This window comes from Thaumasiovibrio clandestinus (assembly GCF_047250365.1).
Classification (GTDB): domain Bacteria; phylum Pseudomonadota; class Gammaproteobacteria; order Enterobacterales; family Vibrionaceae; genus Thaumasiovibrio.
The window spans coordinates 390,540-408,903 of sequence record NZ_JBLBVL010000002.1 but is presented as its reverse complement, the minus strand read 5'-3'; the positions used below and the strand labels follow the sequence as shown (position 1 = coordinate 408,903).

Annotated in this window: 17 protein-coding genes and 1 other RNA gene; 14 read left to right on the top strand and 4 right to left on the bottom strand. The window is 48.3% G+C overall.

What is annotated here, in order from left to right; all coding sequences use genetic code 11:
- Positions 1–66: 66 nt before the first annotated feature.
- From ACKLNH_RS04910 to ACKLNH_RS04895, 4 genes are read right to left on the bottom strand one after another with little or no spacing between them, the layout of a single operon-like run.
- A complete protein-coding gene (locus ACKLNH_RS04910) occupies positions 67–591 on the bottom strand; it encodes a BON domain-containing protein (protein ID WP_413111123.1) in 525 nt (174 codons plus the stop codon).
- On the bottom strand, positions 584–1,174 hold the full coding sequence (locus tag ACKLNH_RS04905) for a phosphoheptose isomerase (protein WP_413111122.1): 591 nt from the start codon (positions 1,172–1,174) through the stop codon (positions 584–586). Before ACKLNH_RS04905 ends, ACKLNH_RS04910 begins: the two co-directional genes overlap by 8 nt.
- A gap of 1 nt (position 1,175) precedes the next feature.
- Entirely contained in the window at positions 1,176–1,538 is a 363-nt protein-coding gene (locus ACKLNH_RS04900) for a YraN family protein (protein WP_413111121.1), read from the bottom strand.
- Complete coding sequence (locus tag ACKLNH_RS04895; RefSeq protein ID WP_413111120.1) at positions 1,519–3,351, bottom strand: penicillin-binding protein activator; 1,833 nt, start codon at positions 3,349–3,351, stop codon at positions 1,519–1,521. The genes ACKLNH_RS04900 and ACKLNH_RS04895 overlap by 20 nt, the downstream gene beginning before the upstream one ends.
- 61 nt (positions 3,352–3,412) lie before the next feature.
- On the opposite strand from ACKLNH_RS04895, the gene rsmI reads away from it, so the two are divergent.
- From rsmI to ACKLNH_RS04825, 14 genes are all read left to right on the top strand, one after another.
- A complete protein-coding gene (rsmI, locus tag ACKLNH_RS04890) occupies positions 3,413–4,273 on the top strand; it encodes a 16S rRNA (cytidine(1402)-2'-O)-methyltransferase (RefSeq protein WP_413111119.1) in 861 nt (286 codons plus the stop codon).
- A gap of 77 nt (positions 4,274–4,350) precedes the next feature.
- Positions 4,351–4,731: RNase P RNA component class A (rnpB, locus tag ACKLNH_RS04885), an RNA gene on the top strand.
- A gap of 225 nt (positions 4,732–4,956) precedes the next feature.
- The gene (gene mraZ, locus ACKLNH_RS04880) at positions 4,957–5,409 is read left to right on the top strand and encodes a division/cell wall cluster transcriptional repressor MraZ (RefSeq protein WP_413111262.1); all 453 of its coding nucleotides are present in this window, start codon (positions 4,957–4,959) and stop codon (positions 5,407–5,409) included.
- A gap of 12 nt (positions 5,410–5,421) precedes the next feature.
- The gene (rsmH, locus tag ACKLNH_RS04875; protein WP_413111118.1) at positions 5,422–6,372 is read left to right on the top strand and encodes a 16S rRNA (cytosine(1402)-N(4))-methyltransferase RsmH; all 951 of its coding nucleotides are present in this window, start codon (positions 5,422–5,424) and stop codon (positions 6,370–6,372) included.
- The gene (gene ftsL, locus ACKLNH_RS04870; RefSeq protein ID WP_413111117.1) at positions 6,372–6,686 is read left to right on the top strand and encodes a cell division protein FtsL; all 315 of its coding nucleotides are present in this window, start codon (positions 6,372–6,374) and stop codon (positions 6,684–6,686) included. Before rsmH ends, ftsL begins: the two co-directional genes overlap by 1 nt.
- The gene (locus ACKLNH_RS04865; RefSeq protein ID WP_413111116.1) at positions 6,686–8,431 is read left to right on the top strand and encodes a penicillin-binding transpeptidase domain-containing protein; all 1,746 of its coding nucleotides are present in this window, start codon (positions 6,686–6,688) and stop codon (positions 8,429–8,431) included. Before ftsL ends, ACKLNH_RS04865 begins: the two co-directional genes overlap by 1 nt.
- Entirely contained in the window at positions 8,418–9,926 is a 1,509-nt protein-coding gene (gene murE / locus ACKLNH_RS04860; RefSeq protein WP_413111115.1) for a UDP-N-acetylmuramoyl-L-alanyl-D-glutamate--2,6-diaminopimelate ligase, read from the top strand. The genes ACKLNH_RS04865 and murE overlap by 14 nt, the downstream gene beginning before the upstream one ends.
- Positions 9,923–11,284 (top strand): UDP-N-acetylmuramoyl-tripeptide--D-alanyl-D-alanine ligase, encoded by a 1,362-nt coding sequence (gene murF / locus ACKLNH_RS04855; RefSeq protein WP_413111114.1) that lies wholly within the window; start codon positions 9,923–9,925, stop codon positions 11,282–11,284. Before murE ends, murF begins: the two co-directional genes overlap by 4 nt.
- A complete protein-coding gene (gene mraY / locus ACKLNH_RS04850; protein WP_413111113.1) occupies positions 11,281–12,363 on the top strand; it encodes a phospho-N-acetylmuramoyl-pentapeptide-transferase in 1,083 nt (360 codons plus the stop codon). Before murF ends, mraY begins: the two co-directional genes overlap by 4 nt.
- A complete protein-coding gene (gene murD / locus ACKLNH_RS04845; protein WP_413111112.1) occupies positions 12,363–13,697 on the top strand; it encodes a UDP-N-acetylmuramoyl-L-alanine--D-glutamate ligase in 1,335 nt (444 codons plus the stop codon). Before mraY ends, murD begins: the two co-directional genes overlap by 1 nt.
- The gene (ftsW, locus tag ACKLNH_RS04840; RefSeq protein WP_413111111.1) at positions 13,694–14,908 is read left to right on the top strand and encodes a cell division protein FtsW; all 1,215 of its coding nucleotides are present in this window, start codon (positions 13,694–13,696) and stop codon (positions 14,906–14,908) included. Before murD ends, ftsW begins: the two co-directional genes overlap by 4 nt.
- Positions 14,889–15,953: an undecaprenyldiphospho-muramoylpentapeptide beta-N-acetylglucosaminyltransferase gene (gene murG / locus ACKLNH_RS04835; protein WP_413111110.1), complete on the top strand. Its 1,065-nt coding sequence runs from the start codon at positions 14,889–14,891 to the stop codon at positions 15,951–15,953. Before ftsW ends, murG begins: the two co-directional genes overlap by 20 nt.
- Positions 15,954–15,966: 13 nt before the next feature.
- The gene (gene murC, locus ACKLNH_RS04830; RefSeq protein ID WP_413111109.1) at positions 15,967–17,433 is read left to right on the top strand and encodes a UDP-N-acetylmuramate--L-alanine ligase; all 1,467 of its coding nucleotides are present in this window, start codon (positions 15,967–15,969) and stop codon (positions 17,431–17,433) included.
- Positions 17,434–17,613: 180 nt separating this feature from the next.
- Complete coding sequence (locus ACKLNH_RS04825) at positions 17,614–18,357, top strand: cell division protein FtsQ/DivIB (RefSeq protein ID WP_413111108.1); 744 nt, start codon at positions 17,614–17,616, stop codon at positions 18,355–18,357.
- Positions 18,358–18,364 lie beyond the last annotated feature (7 nt).

Sequence of the window (18,364 nt, the reverse complement as noted above, 5' to 3'; positions counted from 1 at the left end):
GCTAGAAGCGCTGCTTTTTTTTGCGAGTGGTTTGATACTTGAGATCATTATCTACTCATGCCGACACTACTCTGGGTAGATAATCGTAAATACTTCTTTAACGCCATCAATCTCTCTTGCTTTGTTCGTTGCTAGTGAGATCTGCGTCTTTGGTAATGTCCCCATTAAGAAGACCTCTTGCGCTTCGGTCATTAATTTAATGGTGCCGTTATTAATACTACTGTCAGCAAGCAAAGCGGTTTTAAGACGTCCGGTGATCCAAGTATCGCGTGAGACACTGTTGATATCCGCTAAGGATCCGATGCGTAGCTGATCATAAACGCGCTCGACATCACTCATTGCACGTACATCATCAATAAATTGGCGTTTAAGTGAAGTATCGTTGGTTTGTCCGGCTAAAAGCACTTCACCATTATAAGCAATAACGCTGACACGTAGTGCATTTTGATAAGGTGGCTTATTAACAAGGCCGGCGACGTTCATTTCGATTTGTTTATCCTTCCATTGCGAGGATAAACCGCGCTGCGTGCTGCAACCCGCGGTTAGGAGGATCAATAATGCAACGATGAGGTGTTGGGCTATTTTAATCATGGTGTGAGGTAAATAGAACCTGATCAATAAGATCACAGATAGTGTGAAGAGTGAATAAGTGTACCTCTTGGATACGCGCGGTGCGTTGCGAAGGGATCCTGATTTCGACGTCTTGCTCGCCAAGTAATCCAGCCATCTCACCACCGTCTTTTCCTGTCAGGGCAATAATGGTCATATCTCGAGTTACAGCTGCTTCCATCGCTTTAGTAATATCTTTACTGTTACCACTGGTTGAAATGGCGAGTAAAATATCTCCAGCTTGACCAAATGCTCTTACTTGTTTCGAGAAAATCTCGTCATAATGGTAGTCATTGGCAACGGCAGTAAGGGTGGTGCTATCGGCGGTAAGAGCGAGAGCTGGCAGGCTAGGGCGCTCAGTTTCGAAGCGGTTGAGCAAGCAGGCAGAAAATTGTTGTGCGTTGGCTGCCGAACCTCCATTACCACAGCAGAGTACTTTATTTCCATTTAATAGACTTTGCACTATAACCTGAGAGGCAAGGGCGATGGACTCAGGGATCGCCTCCGCGGCGGCGATTTGAGTTTGAATACTTTCGGTAAAACTTTCTTTAATGCTGTCGAGCATACTACCTATCCTGAACTATATTTTTTAGCCATTCTATCTGGTGATTGGTGATATACACCACATCGAAGCGAATGGGCACCATTTCACTATTGATCTTGTTCTTATGCAACCAATAAAGTGCAGTTCGTTTAATTCGCTGTATTTTACGCCAATCAATCGCGTCTAGCCCTGAACCGTAGGTTTCCGATTGACGGTACTTTACTTCAATGAAGACCCATTTTGCTTGCTCTCGCATAATAAGGTCAATCTCTCCACCACGCACCTGAAAGTTGCGCTGGACAGGTATTAGCCCGTGTTGTTGAAGGTAAGCTTCAGCACGGGCTTCGTAGGTTTGTCCCTTTTGCCTACTGCTGAACAAACTCAATGCTATCGCCGTTGATTTGAGCCCACTCAATTTCTCTAGTAATCATACAATTCTCATCAATGCTCAATACGCCAGTTTGGCCGTGGGCTTGGTGATTATCGATAACTTGCATTTGAGGTAACTCTTCGGTTAACAAGTAGGCATCCATTCCGAGCGCGATTAGGCGTATGGTATTTGCGTTAGTGTCAGGCCACATCGTTTCAATGCGGGGCTGGAACTGATCCGGGTCAGAAATGAGCAGTGGAATGTCGCTAAACTCTAAGCCTTGCAGATCCAGCCTTTCGTCAGCTGTGCTGTCGATAGCGTTGCTACGCGAGCTGGTAAATAGCGCTGGAGATCTCGTGCCTGGATTAATGGCTACTTCGATGAAGGGCTTAAGCAGGGTTAACTCTGCTTGCGTCGCCACCATATACACCGCGTCAATGTCACGGCGACTGCGCTGTTCTGCTTCGAGTGGCAGAGCCAGTAATTGCTCCATTTGATCGATACGCTCTTGACTCTCTTTCAAGCCAAATACGGCGTTAATTTTTTGTTGTAGCTCTTTCCGCTCGCGATAATACTGCGAGTCAGCATCATGATTGCTTAATTGATGCCATTGCTGATTAAACGCATCACTCACGCGTTGACCAAAATCACTCTGTGGCCCCAAAATTAGAGGGTATTGGTAGCCACGATCAAAAAGATGCAGGGCTGCTTGCTGTGCTTCGTTTTCAGGCGAAAGGGTGAAGTAGCAGCTCGCATCATCTTCTGGTAGCAAGTCTGGTATATTGAGCGCCAGTATAGGTAAGTTTTCGACATTAAGGCGTTGGAAGTCGCTGATTGTCTCTTTAATCAGTGGGCCGACGACATAGTCAATGCCATCTTGTGCTAATTGCTCGACCAGCGAGGCCATCGGTTGTGCCGTGGTGTCATATACCGTGACTTCCAACTCTGGATCGCGATTTTCATTTTCAAGCATGGCCGCAAAGAAACCGTTGCGTACCGCCTCAGCTTGACGTGAAAAGCGCCCATTTAGCGGCAATAACAGTGCAATATGGCTGGCTTGCTGTACTTCCATATCCGCTATCATCATTAGCTGTTCAGGCATAAATTCAATCGCTGGGTGAAAGCGGTTTTGTGCTTTCCAACTATTGAGTTGCTCTTGAAAAACCAGTGGACGATGTGCGTAACGTTCTTCGAGCAGGCGTAACTGGATCCAACCACGCAGCACCGTTTCATCGTCAGCGAGAGGGGTTGCCATTAACGTTTCGTTATCGATTTGCGTTAACGTCGTCCATACCGATTGCCAATTGGCTTTTTGTTGAACTGGGTCGAGGTATTTGTCTAGCTCGATACGAGATCGCACAGCGACAATTGGCTCTTCCAACTCACTGCTTAGTTGAGTTCGCAGCTGGAAATAACGTCGATACTGTTTGGACTCAAGTTGCCACCATGGCTGAAAGTTCAAGCTCTCTAATGCTTCTTGAGTTTCCCCTTGTTGGTAACGAAGATTGGCTTTCGCCATCTGCCATTCAGCGGTTTGCTTTGGATTTAGCTGCATCACCGCAATGCGCGCTAACTGCATATCAGCTTGCGGGAGCATGCCGTCACGGATCAATGCTTTTAATGCTAGCAATTGCCAATCGACCGCAAGACTTCCCTCGCTGCTATCAGCATAAATGAGGTATTGCTCAGCAGTGAGTGTGGCTGGCGTTGCAATGTCAACGCTAGTGGGTAGCTTCGGTGACGAGCTACAGGCTGTAAGCACAACGGCAAATGTCACAGGGACGATAAGACGTGTTACACTTTTACGCTTATGAGTAAACTTGAGCATTGTATTTTTTCGACCGTATCAAATTACTCTCTATCTTACTGGCTGAAGAGATCTTAGACAAATGACTGATAAAAATAGTAGTGTGGAATCTGACGCAACACTCTTTATTGTTCCCACTCCTATCGGTAATTTAGGTGATATTACGCAACGAGCCCTTGATGTCTTGAAGGCAGTTGATGTTATTGCTGCCGAGGACACCCGCCATACTGGCCGATTGCTATCCCATTTTGGTATTACTACCCGAACTTTTGCATTGCATGATCATAATGAACAGCAAAAAGCGGATGCCCTTATCACTCAAATGCAACAGGGCCAGTCTATTGCACTGGTGTCAGATGCAGGCACACCGCTTATAAGCGACCCAGGATACCATCTTGTAAACCGTTGTCGTCAGGCTGGTGTTAAAGTTGTTCCTTTACCGGGGCCTTGTGCTGTCATTACCGCCCTTAGTGCATCAGGGCTCCCTTCGGATCGGTTTAGCTTTGAGGGATTCTTACCCCCGAAAAGTAAAGGGCGTCGAGATGTGTTCGATGCCTTGCTGAGCGATGCTAGAACCTTGATTTTTTATGAGTCCCCTCATCGTATTTTAGACTCTCTTGCTGATATGCAAGAAGTTTTTGGCCCTCAACGTCAAGTGGTATTGGCGCGTGAGTTAACAAAAACGTTTGAAACCATTCATGGTGCACCATTGGGAGAGCTTATCGAGTGGCTTGGCGAAGACAGTAATCGTATTCGCGGCGAGATGGTAGTCTTGGTCGCTGGGCATCGCGTTGAGAAAGAAGCATTGCCAGCAGAGGCAACGCGCACAACGGCGATCTTGGCCAAAGAACTGCCGTTGAAAAAAGCGGCAGCACTGGCGGCCGAGATCCATGGTGTAAAGAAAAATGCACTGTATAAGTGGGGGCTTGAGGCACTAGATTAAGTCAACAGCGAAGCTTATCGAGCTGTTTCACTTTCACCTCTAGACACTGACTGTTGTCTCCTGTATTATCCGCCGCCTGAGTAGCTTAGGTAATCGCTGCTTCGTTGATGTCCTTTGGGAGACTGACGAAGGGGAGGAAAGTCCGGGCTCCACAGGGCAGGGTGCCAGATAACGTCTGGGGGGCGCAAGCCCACGACCAGTGCAACAGAGAGTATACCGCCGATGGCCTTTCGAGGCACAGGTAAGGGTGAAAGGGTGCGGTAAGAGCGCACCGCGCGGCTAGTAATAGTTCGTGGCACGGTAAACTCCACCCGGAGCAAGACCAAATAGGTTCCCGTATGGCGTGGCCCACGTTGGGAACGGGTAGGTTGCTTGAGCCTGCGAGCGATTGTAGGCCTAGACGAATGATTACCACCGCAATAGCGGTACAGAACCCGGCTTATCGAGCTACTCACCTCATTGATAGGGGCAATGCATTGGCATTGCCCCTTTTTTTGTTAGTTTTCTGTCATACCAAACCATTTTGAGTTCAATAAGTTGGCATTGTTCGGGATAATCTAACCGGGAGTATTCCGCATAATTACGGCTCTTGGCTTGCTAAAGCATAGGGGCAAACGTAAACTTTAGAGTGGTTTTTTGTGGGGAAAAGTGGTGATTCGTGTCGAGAAAGGTCAGCAAAGATGATGCTTCGAGGCGCTAACGTCGTCTCTATGGATGGTAAAGGGCGGCTCGCCATCCCTAAACGCTATCGTGAGATGTTGTTTCGTTCTTGCGAGGGTCAGTTTGTTTGTACGATTGATCATCATTTTCCTTGTTTGCTGCTCTATCCCATGAACAAGTGGGAGCAAGTTGAGCGTCGCTTAGCCCAGCTTTCTAGCTTAAATGATGCTGAACGTCGTTTACAGCGCTTGATTTTAGGCCACGCCAGTGAATGTCAGCTTGATGGTCAAGGTCGGATACTGATAGCTCCAGCACTGCGTGAATATGCTGAACTGGATACAAAAAATGTTCTTGTTGGCCAACTCAATAAGTTTGAAATTTGGCACCAAGCACGATGGCAGCAACAAATTACCCAAGATATTGCCGTTCAAACGGATCTGTCTTTATCCAGCCGTTTGAGTGATTTTTCATTATAAGTTAAGAAGATTATGTCAGATAACCCTGCACACATTTCTGTATTACTCCATGAGTCTGTCGATGGACTCGCGATTAAACCAGATGGCATCTATGTTGATGGCACATTTGGTCGTGGTGGGCATAGCCGCCATATTTTATCTAAACTCGGTGAGCAGGGACGTTTGATTGCGATTGATCGCGATCCACAGGCCATTGCAGAAGCTGCAACGATTGACGATCCACGGTTTGAGATCGTTCATGGTCCATTTTCTGGTGTCGCGACCTATGTCACTGAGCGTGGGTTAGATGGGAAAATTGATGGCGTTTTGTTGGATTTAGGTGTTTCATCCCCCCAGCTTGATGATGCTGAACGTGGTTTTAGTTTCATGCGTGATGGGCCTTTAGATATGCGTATGGATCCAACCTCCGGCGTTTCCGTGTCAGATTGGTTACTGACGGCTGACGAAGAAGACATCGCTTGGGTGATTAAAGAGTTTGGTGAAGATCGCTTTGGTAAACGTATAGCTCGCGCCATTGTTGAGCATCGCGAAAATGAAGAGCTACCACCGCTGACCCGAACCTTGCAGTTGGCGAAGTTAATTGACAATGCTGTGCCGTTTAAAGACAAACATAAACACCCAGCAACACGCGCATTTCAAGCTTTCCGTATCTACATCAATAGTGAGCTGGAAGAGATTGATATTGCCTTAAACGGTGCGCTGTCTGTATTAGCGCCTCAAGGCCGCTTATCCGTTATTAGCTTCCATTCGCTCGAAGATCGTATGGTGAAACGCTTTATTCGCAAACAAAGTAAAGGGCCTGAAGTGCCACGTGGACTGCCGCTGACTGAAGCGCAGATCAAAGCGTTAGGTAGTGCGTCGATGAAGCCGATCGGTAAAGCGATTAAGCCATCAAAAACAGAAATTAGCCACAATGCTCGTTCGCGAAGTTCAGTGCTACGTATCGCAGAGAAGCTCGACTAATGGAAAAAGATCAGAACTTCAACTTGGCTCGGCATATTCTTTCTGATCTGCTGAATGTTGGACGAATGCCGCTATTTTTGTCTGTTCTGATTTTACTTAGCGCGCTTGCGGTCGTTTTAGTGACGCATAATACACGTGAGTTGATTTCATTGAGAGAGCAACTACTGCTGCAGCAGGATGCGCTTGATATCGAATGGCGTAATCAGCTATTAGAAGAAAGTGCATTAACGGAACATAGTCGAGTCGAAGAGTTGGCAGAGGATCGATTGTTGATGCAGCGTCCCGCGACAGATCAGGAAGTGATCGTATATTAATGAATCAGAAAAATGTTCCATCGCGCTCTCCATCATCAGCGTTTATTCGTTGGCGCTACTACCTTGTTTGTTTTGGTATGTTTGCTGCCTTTGCCATTCTGGTTGGACGCGCTGCTTATATTCAAGTATTAGAGCCAGGTCGCTTGCGCCAAGAAGGTGATCTACGCTCTTTACGGGTTAAAGCCCTGCCCTCTTCACGTGGTATCATTTCTGACCGCAATAATGAGCAACTGGCCGTTAGCGTTCCTGTTCGAGCGGTATGGGCTGACCCCAAAGTTATCGCTGAGCGTGGCTTAGGCGATGTGGAACGTTGGCATGCACTCGCGGATGTCTTAGCGCTAAAGCATGACACGTTATTAACCCGCATTACTGCCAACCCATCAAGACGCTTTGTTTATTTACAGCGTCAGGTCAGTCCTGCCATGGCTGCCTACGTTGAAGGGCTTAATTTGCCGGGCATTGGCCTAAGAGATGAATCCCGTCGTTATTACCCCGCTGGCGAAGTCAGTTCTCAGCTAATTGGTGTGACCGGCATTGACGGCCGTGGGCTTGAGGGAATAGAGAGCACCTATGACGGCTGGCTGTCGGGAGAGCCTGGCGCGCGCACCGTGCGCAAAGATCGTTATGGTCGGGTGGTTGAAAACATCTCGGTCAGGGAGCGCGAACAAGGCAAACCGTTACAGCTCAGTATTGATCAACGTATTCAGGCGGTCGCCTATCGAGCCGCCAAACAGGCGGTGGTGGATTATCAAGCCACCTCGGTCTCAATCATTATGACAGATGTGACCACCGGTGAAGTCTTAGCCATGGTTAACAGTCCATCTTATAACCCGAACAATCGAACTGAATGGCAGAGCTACCGTATGCGAAATCGCACGATTACCGATGCGATGGAGCCGGGTTCGAGCGTAAAGCCCTTTGTCGTATTAGCGGCAATGGAGAACGGAGTCGCTAATGAAGACACGGTGATTGATACGGGGAATGGCATTATGCAAATTGGTGGTAGCCGAGTGCGCGATGTCTCTAAAGCGGGTGAAGCTAACTTACAAAAAATATTGCAAAAATCGAGCAATATCGGCGTTAGTAAGTTGTCATTGGCGATGCCAATTCAAGAGCTATTGGCTTTTTATGCCAGTGTTGGGCTCGGAGAGAGTTCCGGCATCAGCTTGATCGGCGAAAGCCAAGGCATTTTCCCTTACCGAAATCGTTGGTCTGACTTTGAACGCGCCACTATTTCATTTGGTTACGGCTTATCGGTCACGCCAATTCAGTTAGTTCGTGCCTATACCACACTCGGTGGGCTTGGTATCGCGCGCCCTCTTTCCGTGATTAAGCTAGAGCAAGACTCGCCCGGCGTTCGTGTCGCCAGTGAAGAAAACACCCGTAAGCTACTCAATATGTTGGAAAGTGTCACCCAGCAGGGAGGAAGCGCGACGCGTGCTGCGGTATCGGGCTATCGTGTAGGTGCCAAAACCGGGACTTCAGTAAAAGCGGTCAGCGGCGGATACGGGGACGAATACGTCGGCTTAACTGCGGGGTTAGCCCCCATTAGCCAACCTCGATTAGCACTGGTGGTGGTCGTCAATGAGCCGCAAGGCGATCAATACTACGGTGGTCAAGTGGCAGCACCAATTTTCTCCGAAGTCATGCGTAGCGCATTACAGATTTTGAATATACCGCCAGATGCTGGGGGTAGTGACATGAATATCGTAACAATACAAGGCCGTACCCATGCCGAGAGCTAATAAGCCCAATATTGAAGCCTTGTTGCTTCCTTGGTTTGAACCATGCGATTCCCGTTTGGCGTCGATCGAGATACAACAACTGCAAATTGATAGCCGTGAAGTTAAATCAGGCGATATGTTTATTGCTGTGATCGGGCATCAGTGTGATGGCAATCAGTTTATTGCCGCCGCGCAACAGGCCGGGGCGAGTGCCGTATTATCCCATGTAGCTGAAGCCGAACAGCACGGAAAGGTGGAGTGGATCGGCGAAATGCCAGTTATTCGCTTTTTTAAGCTTAACGAGGCGTTATCGGCGATAGCGCAGCGCTTCTACTTTTGTCATCAGACACCACCTCAAGTCATTGGTATTACAGGGACCAATGGGAAAACTACGATAAGCCAACTTATCGCGCAATGGATCACCTTGATGGGGGATTGCTGTGGCGTGATGGGAACGACCGGTAACGGATTGCTGGGACAATTTACTGCGGCAGCCAATACCACTGGCAGTGCCGTCGATATTCAAGCTTGGTTGGCTAAAATGCAGCAGCAAGGGGCCTCAACAGTGGCACTTGAAGTCTCATCGCATGGGTTGGTTCAGCATCGGGTTAAAGCGGTAGAGTTCCAGGTGGGGGTCTTTACTAACCTTAGCCGCGACCATTTGGATTATCATGGTGATATGGCTGGGTACGCGGCCGCAAAACAGACGCTATTTACCGAACATAAAACCCATAACAAAGTGATTAATGTTGACGATCCTGTGGGGAACGCGTGGTTGGCGCAGCTGCCAGATGCGATTGCGGTATCAGCTACCCCTGAATCGACATACGTCGAAGGGCATACTTATCTTGTTGCAACTCATGTTGAATTGACTACTGCGGGGATGCAGGTAGAGATTGATAGCAGTTGGGGGCAAGGGCGTATCCAAGCACCGTTAGTCGGGGCATTTAATGTCAGCAACCTATTACTCGCGATGGCAACAATGTTAGCGCAAGGCTATTCGTTGCAAGGGCTACTTGCGACAGCACCAAAGCTATGTGCGGTGATTGGCCGAATGGAAGTTTTTCATCAGCCTGACAAACCTATGCTAGTGGTCGACTACGCTCATACTCCAGACGCACTTGAAAAAGCGTTACAGGCATTACGTGTTCATTGTCAGGGGACGCTTTGGTGTATCTTTGGCTGCGGCGGTGACCGTGATAAGGGTAAGCGTTCAATGATGGCTGCGGTAGCGGAAAAGCATGCCGATAAGGTTATCTTGACCGATGATAATCCGCGCAGTGAGGATCCTAAGGCGATTGTTGCCGATATGCTGACCGGTGTTAATGAGCCTGATGCGGTAATGGTTCGTCATGATCGCCATGCCGCCATACAGTTCGCTGTCACTCAAGCCAGTGCTGATGATATTGTTTTGGTCGCCGGAAAGGGACATGAGGATTATCAGGTACTGGCAGATAAAACCATTCATTATTCAGATCGTGAAACTGCCGCGACGATCTTGGGGGGAACAGCATGATAGCGGTCTCTTTACGTACATTGAGTGAAGCCCTTGGAGCAGAGCTAATTGGGCAAGACTGTACCATTGACGCTGTTTCAACCGATACACGCCAACTGGCATCAGGTTGCTTATTTGTGGCATTAAAAGGTGAACGCTTTGATGCACATGATTTTATCGAAAATGCGCAACAAGCCGGAGCCAGTGCTGTTCTAGTTGAACGTGAAATGCCGTACCCCATTGCGCAGCTGGTGGTGAAAGATACCCGCCTTGCACTAGGGCAACTGGGCGCTTGGTTACGTACCGAGTTAGCTCCCTTTACGTTAGCGTTGACGGGAAGCTGCGGGAAAACCACGGTAAAAGAGATGACTGCCTCAATTCTTTCCGAACAAGCCAATGTGCTGGCCACGGCCGGGAACTTTAATAATGATATTGGTGTCCCGTTAACGTTACTACGCTTAACGCCGCAACATAAATATGCCGTGATCGAGCTGGGAGCTAATCATCTCGGTGAGATTGACTATACAACACGCTTAGTTAAGCCACAGGTGGCGTTGATCAACAATTTAGCCGAAGCGCATCTTGAGGGCTTCGGTTCTATGCAAGGCGTAGCGAAGGCGAAAGGCGAAATATTTCACGGTTTGACCGCGGATGGCATTGCCATTGTTAACCGAGACAGCCATGACTTAACGTGTTGGCAGAAAGGCTTGGCGACGCATCGTGTTCTCACCTTTTCTGTGAATGATACGCAAGCGGATTATTACGCGACGGGTATATCGATGGATGAAGCGGCGATCCCTTCGTTTAATTTGCATTCTCCGCAAGGTGTTATTGCCGTTCAGTTGTCTATTCCGGGTCAACATAATATCGCGAATGCATTGGCAGCCGCTGCGTTGGCGCAACAGGCAGGGGCAAGTTTGTCAGAGATCCGTGCTGGATTAATGGTAAAAAGTGACGTTAAAGGACGTGTACATGCTGAGCGTTTGACCGATACCTTAACGGTTATTGATGATACCTATAATGCCAGCGTCGCCGCAGTTAAAGCAGCGATCGATTTATTGGCAAATTATCAAGGGCAGCGTGTACTTGTGCTCGGTGATATGAAAGAACTCGGTAATGAGAGTGCCCATTTGCATCAAAATGTTGCAGAATACGCGGCTGAAAAGCATTTTGATATGATTCTCACTTATGGTGTGGAGAGCCGAGCGATAAGTTCAGCGACCGGAGGACACCATTTTGAGCATAAGCAACACTTGATTCATTTTTTAAAAGACAAGCTAGCGTCAATGTCGACTCAATCTGTCACTGTGTTGGTCAAAGGTGGCCGTAGTTCACAGATGGAAGAAGTCGTCGCTGCGTTGCAGGAGACTGTGCAATGATTTTTTGGTTAGCGGGGCTGTTAGAGCAGTATGTACCGTTTTTCCGCCTATTTGAATACCTGACTTTTCGAGCGATTGTCAGCATATTGACCGCATTGATAATGTCATTGTGGATGGGCCCACGCTTAATTGCACGTTTACAGATGTTACAGATAGGCCAAGTCGTGCGTCATGACGGGCCTGAATCTCACTTTAGTAAGCGTGGCACCCCAACGATGGGCGGGGTGATGATATTGGCCGCCATTACCATTACCGTGTTGTTGTGGGCCGATTTATCCAATCCGTATGTTTGGGCGGTATTAACCGTACTGCTTGGTTATGGCGCTGTCGGCTTTGTTGATGATTATCGCAAAGTGGTGCGTAAGAATACCGATGGTCTCGTTGCGCGTTGGAAGTACTTTTGGCAGTCAGTGATTGCGCTCGTCGTGGCGTTTGCACTTTATTGGCACGGGCAGGATACGGTGGCAACACAACTGGTGGTGCCGTTCTTTAAAGATATCATGCCGCAGCTGGGCTTGTTTTATATTGTCTTTACCTATTTTGTTATTGTTGGTACCAGCAATGCCGTTAACTTGACTGATGGCCTTGATGGCTTGGCGATCATGCCGACGGTTATGGTCGCGGGTGGTATGGCGTTTGTTGCTTGGGCGACGGGTAACGTAAATTTTGCTAACTACCTACATATCCCTTACTTGCGTGATGCGAGTGAATTGGTCGTTGTCTGTACCGCGATTGTGGGTGCCGGATTAGGCTTTTTGTGGTTTAACACCTACCCAGCTCAAGTCTTTATGGGTGATGTGGGTTCACTTGCGCTTGGTGGTGCACTCGGAACGATTGCAGTGTTAGTTCGACAAGAGTTACTGTTGGTGATCATGGGTGGGGTTTTCGTGATGGAAACCGTCTCCGTTATCTTGCAGGTTGGTTCTTATAAACTGCGTGGTCAACGGATTTTCCGTATGGCGCCAATTCATCACCATTATGAACTAAAAGGCTGGCCAGAGCCGCGTGTTATTGTCCGTTTTTGGATTATTACCTTGATGCTGGTACTGATCGCGCTGGCAACGTTGAAGGTACGTTAATGAATAAATGGACTGCGATCGACAGGGTTGTTGTTATTGGGCTCGGTATCACCGGGCTCTCTGTTATTCGTCATCTTTTGCGTAGAGAAAAGACGCTAGATATTCGGATCATTGATACACGAGCGCAGCCTCCTGGCGTTGAGCAATTACCGCACGGGGTAGAGCTTTGTAGCGGAAGTTGGCAGATGGAGTGGCTCTTGGCTGCTGATCTTATCGTTGCAAGTCCAGGCATCGCTTTAGCAACGCCAGAGTTGCAACAGGCTGCGCAAGCTGGCATCCCGATTGTGGGTGATATTGAACTCTTTGCTTGGGCATGTGATAAGCCTGTGGTGGGCATTACTGGCTCAAACGGAAAGAGTACAGTGACCAGTTTGCTGGGTGAGATGGGCAAAGCATCTGGAGTGAGTGTGGGTGTGGGGGGTAATATCGGCACACCAGCTCTGGATCTCTTGGTGCAGGGGCATGATGTTTATATCTTGGAGTTGTCGAGTTTTCAGTTAGAAACCACCTCGACCCTTGCGTTGACTGCGGCAGCGTATTTAAATTTGAGCGAAGATCATATGGATCGTTACGCTGATTTTGATGCGTATGCGAATGCGAAACAGCGCATTTTTAAGCATGCAGCATTGGCCGTTGTAAACCAAAAGGAGTCAGCCACATGGCCAAGCAACCCGCTACTTCCTATACGTACGTTTGGCTTTGAGCTGAGCCAATACTCAGTTTCAATGCAGGATGGGTGCGAATGGTTGATGGCACACGGTAAGCCAGTACTTGCTTGCTCTGAGGTGGCTCTGGTGGGACGACACAACGTCGCTAACTGTTTAGCTGCGTTAGCGCTGGCCGATGCAGTCGGTTTTTCTCGTGCTGGCGCTGTCCGTGCGATGCGCCATTATGGCGGCTTGCCACATCGCTGTCAGCTGGTTGCGGCAGGGAATGGGGTTCGTTGGGTTAACGACTCAAAAGCAACCAATATGGCGAGTACCCAAGCAGCGTTGGATGGCTTAGTGTTGGACGGCCATCTACATTTGCTCGTCGGTGGCGATGGTAAAGGTGCTGATTTTTCTGCTTTAGCTCCGATTCTTGGTAGGCTTGATGTCACCCTCTATTGCTATGGGCGCGATGCGGATGCTTTCATGCCTTTAACCGCAAATAGTGTGCAAACCGAGACAATGGATGAAGCAATGGCTTTGCTGAGTTCTCGTGTTCAACACGGGGATATGGTCTTACTGTCACCAGCCTGCGCCAGTCTCGATCAGTTTGGTAACTTTATGTTGCGTGGCGAACACTTTACCCAGTTGGCAAAGCACTATAGTGGGAAAACTGTATCGGCATGATGGAGTCACTCGCGATGGTCACAGCAAAAGGACAACGCTGGTTTCGAGAGCCAGCTACGCCGTGTTGGTATGATCGCCAGCTACTGTGGTTAATTTTCTCTTTAATGATTGTCGGAATTGTCATGGTGACCTCGGCGTCTGAGCCTGTCGCTAGCCGCTTAACTGGCCAACCGCTCTACTTTGCTATCCGACATGGGGTCTTTTTATTGGGGGCGCTGATTATCGGCTCAGTGATAGTGCAGATCCCGCTCGCTCGTTGGCAACAATTTAGCGCCCCGTTATTGTTGATCTCACTAATCTTATTGGTTGTAGTGCTACTTGTTGGGCGTTCTGTGAACGGCGCGACGCGCTGGATCCCGTTGGGGCTGTTTAACTTACAGCCTGCTGAGTTGGCCAAACTCTCGCTGCTGGTCTTTTTAGCCGGCTATCTCGTTCGCCGACATGAAGCGGTGCGTAATAATTTTTACAGTGGTTTTTTTAAGCCGATGGCAGTGTTAGCCATTATGGGCGCGCTATTATTGGTGCAGCCCGACTTTGGCTCTTTTGTTGTGATGCTGGTGATCACCATTGGCATGTTGTTTATGGCCGGCGCTAAACTGTGGCAGTTTATCATGCTGCTAATGGCGGCAGGGCTGGCTGTGGGGGGGATGATTGTTGCTGCCCCTTATCGCATGCAACGTCTGGTTTCTTTTATGGATCCGTGGAGTGATCCATATGGAAGTGGTTATCAGCTAACACAATCGTTGATGGCATTTGGTCGTGGCGACTGGTTGGGGCAGGGACTAGGAAATTCGATTCAAAAACTTGAGTACTTGCCCGAAGCGCATACCGACTTTGTGTTTTCTGTTTTGGCAGAAGAGCTTGGTTTGGTTGGGGTCTGTTTTGTTTTGTTTTTGCTCTTTGCTCTCGTTTATAAAGCGTTAGTGATTGGTCGTCGTAGCATGGAGAGTGGGCTGCTCTTCGGTGGTTATATTGCTATCGGTCTTGCATTTTTGTTTGCATTTCAAACGTTAGTCAATGTCGGCGCTGCATCCGGCTTGCTGCCCACCAAAGGCTTAACGTTGCCACTGATCAGCTACGGTGGCTCCAGTTTATTTGTAATGGCAACAGCGGTCGCACTGCTGTTGCGAATTGATCATGAGCAGCGTATTGCTGCAATGGATAAGTTGCACAAAGACAGTAGTGACAAAAATGACAGAGAAAAAGAGTAAACGCCTCTTAGTAATGGCTGGTGGAACCGGTGGGCATGTCTTTCCTGGGTTAGCCGTCGCGACTTATCTTAAAGAGCAAGGTTGGGAGATCCGCTGGCTAGGTACGGCAGACAGAATGGAAGCACAATTGGTGCCTAAACATGGAATAGAGATTGATTTTATTCGTGTGAAAGGGTTACGAGGTCAAGGTATTAGACGCTTGATTGGGGCACCATTTCAAATCTTGGGTGCTATTTGGCAGGCCAAAAAGCATATCGACAGATTTCAACCGGATGCTGTGTTGGGCATGGGCGGGTATGTCAGTGGCCCGGGCGGGGTCGCGGCGTGGCTATCAGGTGTCCCGGTCATTTTACATGAACAAAATGCGGTGGCAGGGTTAACCAATCAATGGTTAGCAAAATTTGCCAAAGCCGTTTTGCAAGCATTTCCTGGCGCATTTCCAGCGAGCCCTGTGGTCGGCAATCCAGTTCGACAAGATGTGGTCGCTCTGCCAGAACCGAACCAACGCTTTGCACAGCGTGACGGAGCATTACGTGTATTAGTTATGGGCGGCAGTCAAGGTGCACGTATTCTAAACCAAATCGTACCTCAATCTGCGGCGTTGCTAGGCAACAATGTTGTCGTTCGCCATCAGGCTGGCAGCGGAAATCAGTCGAGTGTAGAGCAAGCCTATCAAGAGGCAGGCTGTGACGTAACCGTAACCGAGTTTATTGATGATGTTGCAGAGGCTTACGCGTGGGCTGACGTGGTCGTTTGTCGTTCAGGCGCGTTGACTGTCTCTGAATTGGCAGCTGCCGGATTGGGCGCCGTATTTGTGCCCTTTATGCATAAAGACCGCCAGCAAGCATTGAATGCAGACTATTTAGTCGATGCGGGCGCAGCGGTAATGATTGAACAACCAGAACTGACAGTAGAAAAACTGGCTGAGCAGTTAACACTATTAAACCGTGACCGTTTGCTGAAGATGGCAAATCGAGCACGAAATATGGCGATCATCGATGCTGACCGTCAGGTCGCAGATGTAATATCATCGCTAGCAAAATAATGAGAGAAATGTAATGGGCAACCTCGATAATCAACAATTAGCAAAAATTAGAACCATGGTGCCAGAGATGCGTCGGGTAAAGCGGATCCACTTTGTGGGTATTGGTGGCGCCGGCATGAGTGGTATTGCTGAAGTATTGATTAACGAAGGGTATCAGATCAGTGGATCTGATATTGCGGCCAATCCGGTCACCGCCCGTTTAGAGAGTAAAGGGGCGCAGGTTTTTATTGGTCATCAACCGAGCAATATTCAAGGTGCGAGTGTTGTCGTGGTATCGACAGCGATTGATCAGACTAACCCTGAGTTAGTGGCTGCCCGTGAAATGCGAATTCCGGTTGTTCGCCGTGCTGAAATGCTGGCAGAGCTGATGCGTTACCGTCACGGGATAGCGGTAGCTGGCACACACGGCAAGACGACCACTACTGCGATGGTTACGCAGATCTACTCCGAAGCGGGATTGGATCCAACATTTGTTAACGGTGGTTTGGTTAAGAGCGCAGGGACTAATGCTCGTTTAGGCTCTAGTCGCTATTTGATTGCGGAAGCTGATGAAAGTGATGCATCGTTTTTGCATTTGCAACCAATGGTTAGCATCGTCACCAATATCGAAGCGGATCATATGGACACATATGGTGGGGATTTTAATGTTTTGAAACAAACATTTATAGATTTTCTGCATAATTTGCCGTTTTATGGTCTAGCAGTGGTATGTATTGATGATCCTGTGGTTAGAGAGTTGATTCCACAAATTGCACGCCAAGTCGTCACTTATGGCTTCTCAGCAGATGCTGATGTACGGATTAGCCACTATCGTCAGGAAGGCCACCAAGGACACTTTTCTGTCGAGCGACGTGATAAGCCGACGCTGAATATTACGTTAAATGTACCAGGTCGACATAATGCTCTGAATGCAGCAGCAGCGATTGCGGTGGCGACAGAAGAAGAGGTTGATGATAATGCCATTTTGCGTGCATTGGCGATTTTTGGCGGAACAGGTCGTCGCTTTGACTGCATGGGTGAGTTTGCGAGTGGCAATGGTCAAGTCATGTTGGTTGATGATTACGGCCATCATCCGAGTGAAGTTGATGTTACCATCGCGGCCGCACGTGCGGGTTGGCCAGATAAGCGTTTAGTTATGGTATTCCAACCACATCGCTATAGCAGGACTCGTGATCTCTATGATGACTTTGCTAATGTCCTTGATAAAGTTGACGTGCTGCTAATGTTAGATGTTTACGCGGCAGGCGAGGATCCAATTCCTGGTGCGGATGGACGTGCATTGTGCCGTACCATTCGTAATCGTGGCAAGATAGATCCAATCTTTGTTGCAGATAGAGCGAACTTACCTGCAACACTGGCCAATATTATTCAAGATAATGATTTAGTTCTGACGCAAGGCGCCGGAGATATTGGTAAAGTTGCCCGTGAATTAACGGATTTAGAATTGAACATCACAAATATGCAACAGAAGGAAGTGTAAGTGATTGAGCTTATGACACTATCAAATTTGTGAAATGTGAAGATTAAATCAACAAAAAACGTTAGTTTGTTTGCACTAAATTGGTGGAATAGCATTACAATAGTTGGAGAGCGTCAATTCGGTCGGTATAATCGGTCCACTTTTGGCGGCTCTGCCACGTAAACATGTGAAGCGGAGTGCATGACAGAGATAGCAAGAACACCAGAAGGCCCTGTAAATTGGCAACATTATGGCTCATTGAGTTTTTTTGCGCTGGTTGTAGTGCTTATTGGTGGGTTGATTGCCGCGGTTATTCAGTGGATGACTGATGCAAATCGGCTACCGTTAGCTAATCTTATTGTACAGGGAGAGCTAACCTACTTGGCAACGGACGATGTTCGTGAGGCGATATTACAGGTAGGTGATCTGGGCAGTTTTATGACTCAGGATGTCACGGAGATTCAAACCGCGATAGAAGCACTTCCTTGGGTATCCAGTGCAGCTGTACGTAAACAGTGGCCCGATACATTAAAAATCTATTTAGTCGAACATAAGCCATTAGCACGCTGGCATGGTGATGCACTGCTCAATCATTATGGTGAAGTTTTTGTTGCTCGCTCTGATGCATTAGATAGCTTAGTGATGTTGGCGGGGCCGGAAGGCAGTAGCCATACAGTGATGGAGCAATGGAAAGCGGTACAGCAGCGACTTGAACCTTATGGGCTAATAGTTACCGATGTGGCACTAAATTCGCGTAGATCATGGCGAATAGAGTTAGAGAATGGTATTCGACTTGAGCTTGGACGGCGCTCAATCATGGAGCGCATTGAACGATTTTTAACGCTTTATCCTGAATTGTTAAACAGTGATAAAGGGATAGAGTATGTGGACTTGCGCTATGACACCGGAGCAGCGGTGGGCTGGACGCCACAACAGCAACAATAATAAGAGA

Excerpts from the sequence above, each read along its gene's own strand:
- ACKLNH_RS04910 (WP_413111123.1), bottom strand. The coding sequence starts at position 591 with ATGATTAAAATAGCCCAACACCTCATCGTTGCATTATTGATCCTCCTA.
- ACKLNH_RS04905 (WP_413111122.1), bottom strand. The coding sequence starts at position 1,174 with ATGCTCGACAGCATTAAAGAAAGTTTTACCGAAAGTATTCAAACTCAA.
- ACKLNH_RS04895 (WP_413111120.1), bottom strand. The coding sequence starts at position 3,351 with ATGCTCAAGTTTACTCATAAGCGTAAAAGTGTAACACGTCTTATCGTC.
- rsmI (WP_413111119.1), top strand. The coding sequence starts at position 3,413 with ATGACTGATAAAAATAGTAGTGTGGAATCTGACGCAACACTCTTTATT.
- mraZ (WP_413111262.1), top strand. The coding sequence starts at position 4,957 with ATGCTTCGAGGCGCTAACGTCGTCTCTATGGATGGTAAAGGGCGGCTC.
- rsmH (WP_413111118.1), top strand. The coding sequence starts at position 5,422 with ATGTCAGATAACCCTGCACACATTTCTGTATTACTCCATGAGTCTGTC.
- ftsL (WP_413111117.1), top strand. The coding sequence starts at position 6,372 with ATGGAAAAAGATCAGAACTTCAACTTGGCTCGGCATATTCTTTCTGAT.
- ACKLNH_RS04865 (WP_413111116.1), top strand. The coding sequence starts at position 6,686 with ATGAATCAGAAAAATGTTCCATCGCGCTCTCCATCATCAGCGTTTATT.
- murE (WP_413111115.1), top strand. The coding sequence starts at position 8,418 with ATGCCGAGAGCTAATAAGCCCAATATTGAAGCCTTGTTGCTTCCTTGG.
- murF (WP_413111114.1), top strand. The coding sequence starts at position 9,923 with ATGATAGCGGTCTCTTTACGTACATTGAGTGAAGCCCTTGGAGCAGAG.
- mraY (WP_413111113.1), top strand. The coding sequence starts at position 11,281 with ATGATTTTTTGGTTAGCGGGGCTGTTAGAGCAGTATGTACCGTTTTTC.
- murD (WP_413111112.1), top strand. The coding sequence starts at position 12,363 with ATGAATAAATGGACTGCGATCGACAGGGTTGTTGTTATTGGGCTCGGT.
- ftsW (WP_413111111.1), top strand. The coding sequence starts at position 13,694 with ATGATGGAGTCACTCGCGATGGTCACAGCAAAAGGACAACGCTGGTTT.
- murG (WP_413111110.1), top strand. The coding sequence starts at position 14,889 with ATGACAGAGAAAAAGAGTAAACGCCTCTTAGTAATGGCTGGTGGAACC.
- murC (WP_413111109.1), top strand. The coding sequence starts at position 15,967 with ATGGGCAACCTCGATAATCAACAATTAGCAAAAATTAGAACCATGGTG.
- ACKLNH_RS04825 (WP_413111108.1), top strand. The coding sequence starts at position 17,614 with ATGACAGAGATAGCAAGAACACCAGAAGGCCCTGTAAATTGGCAACAT.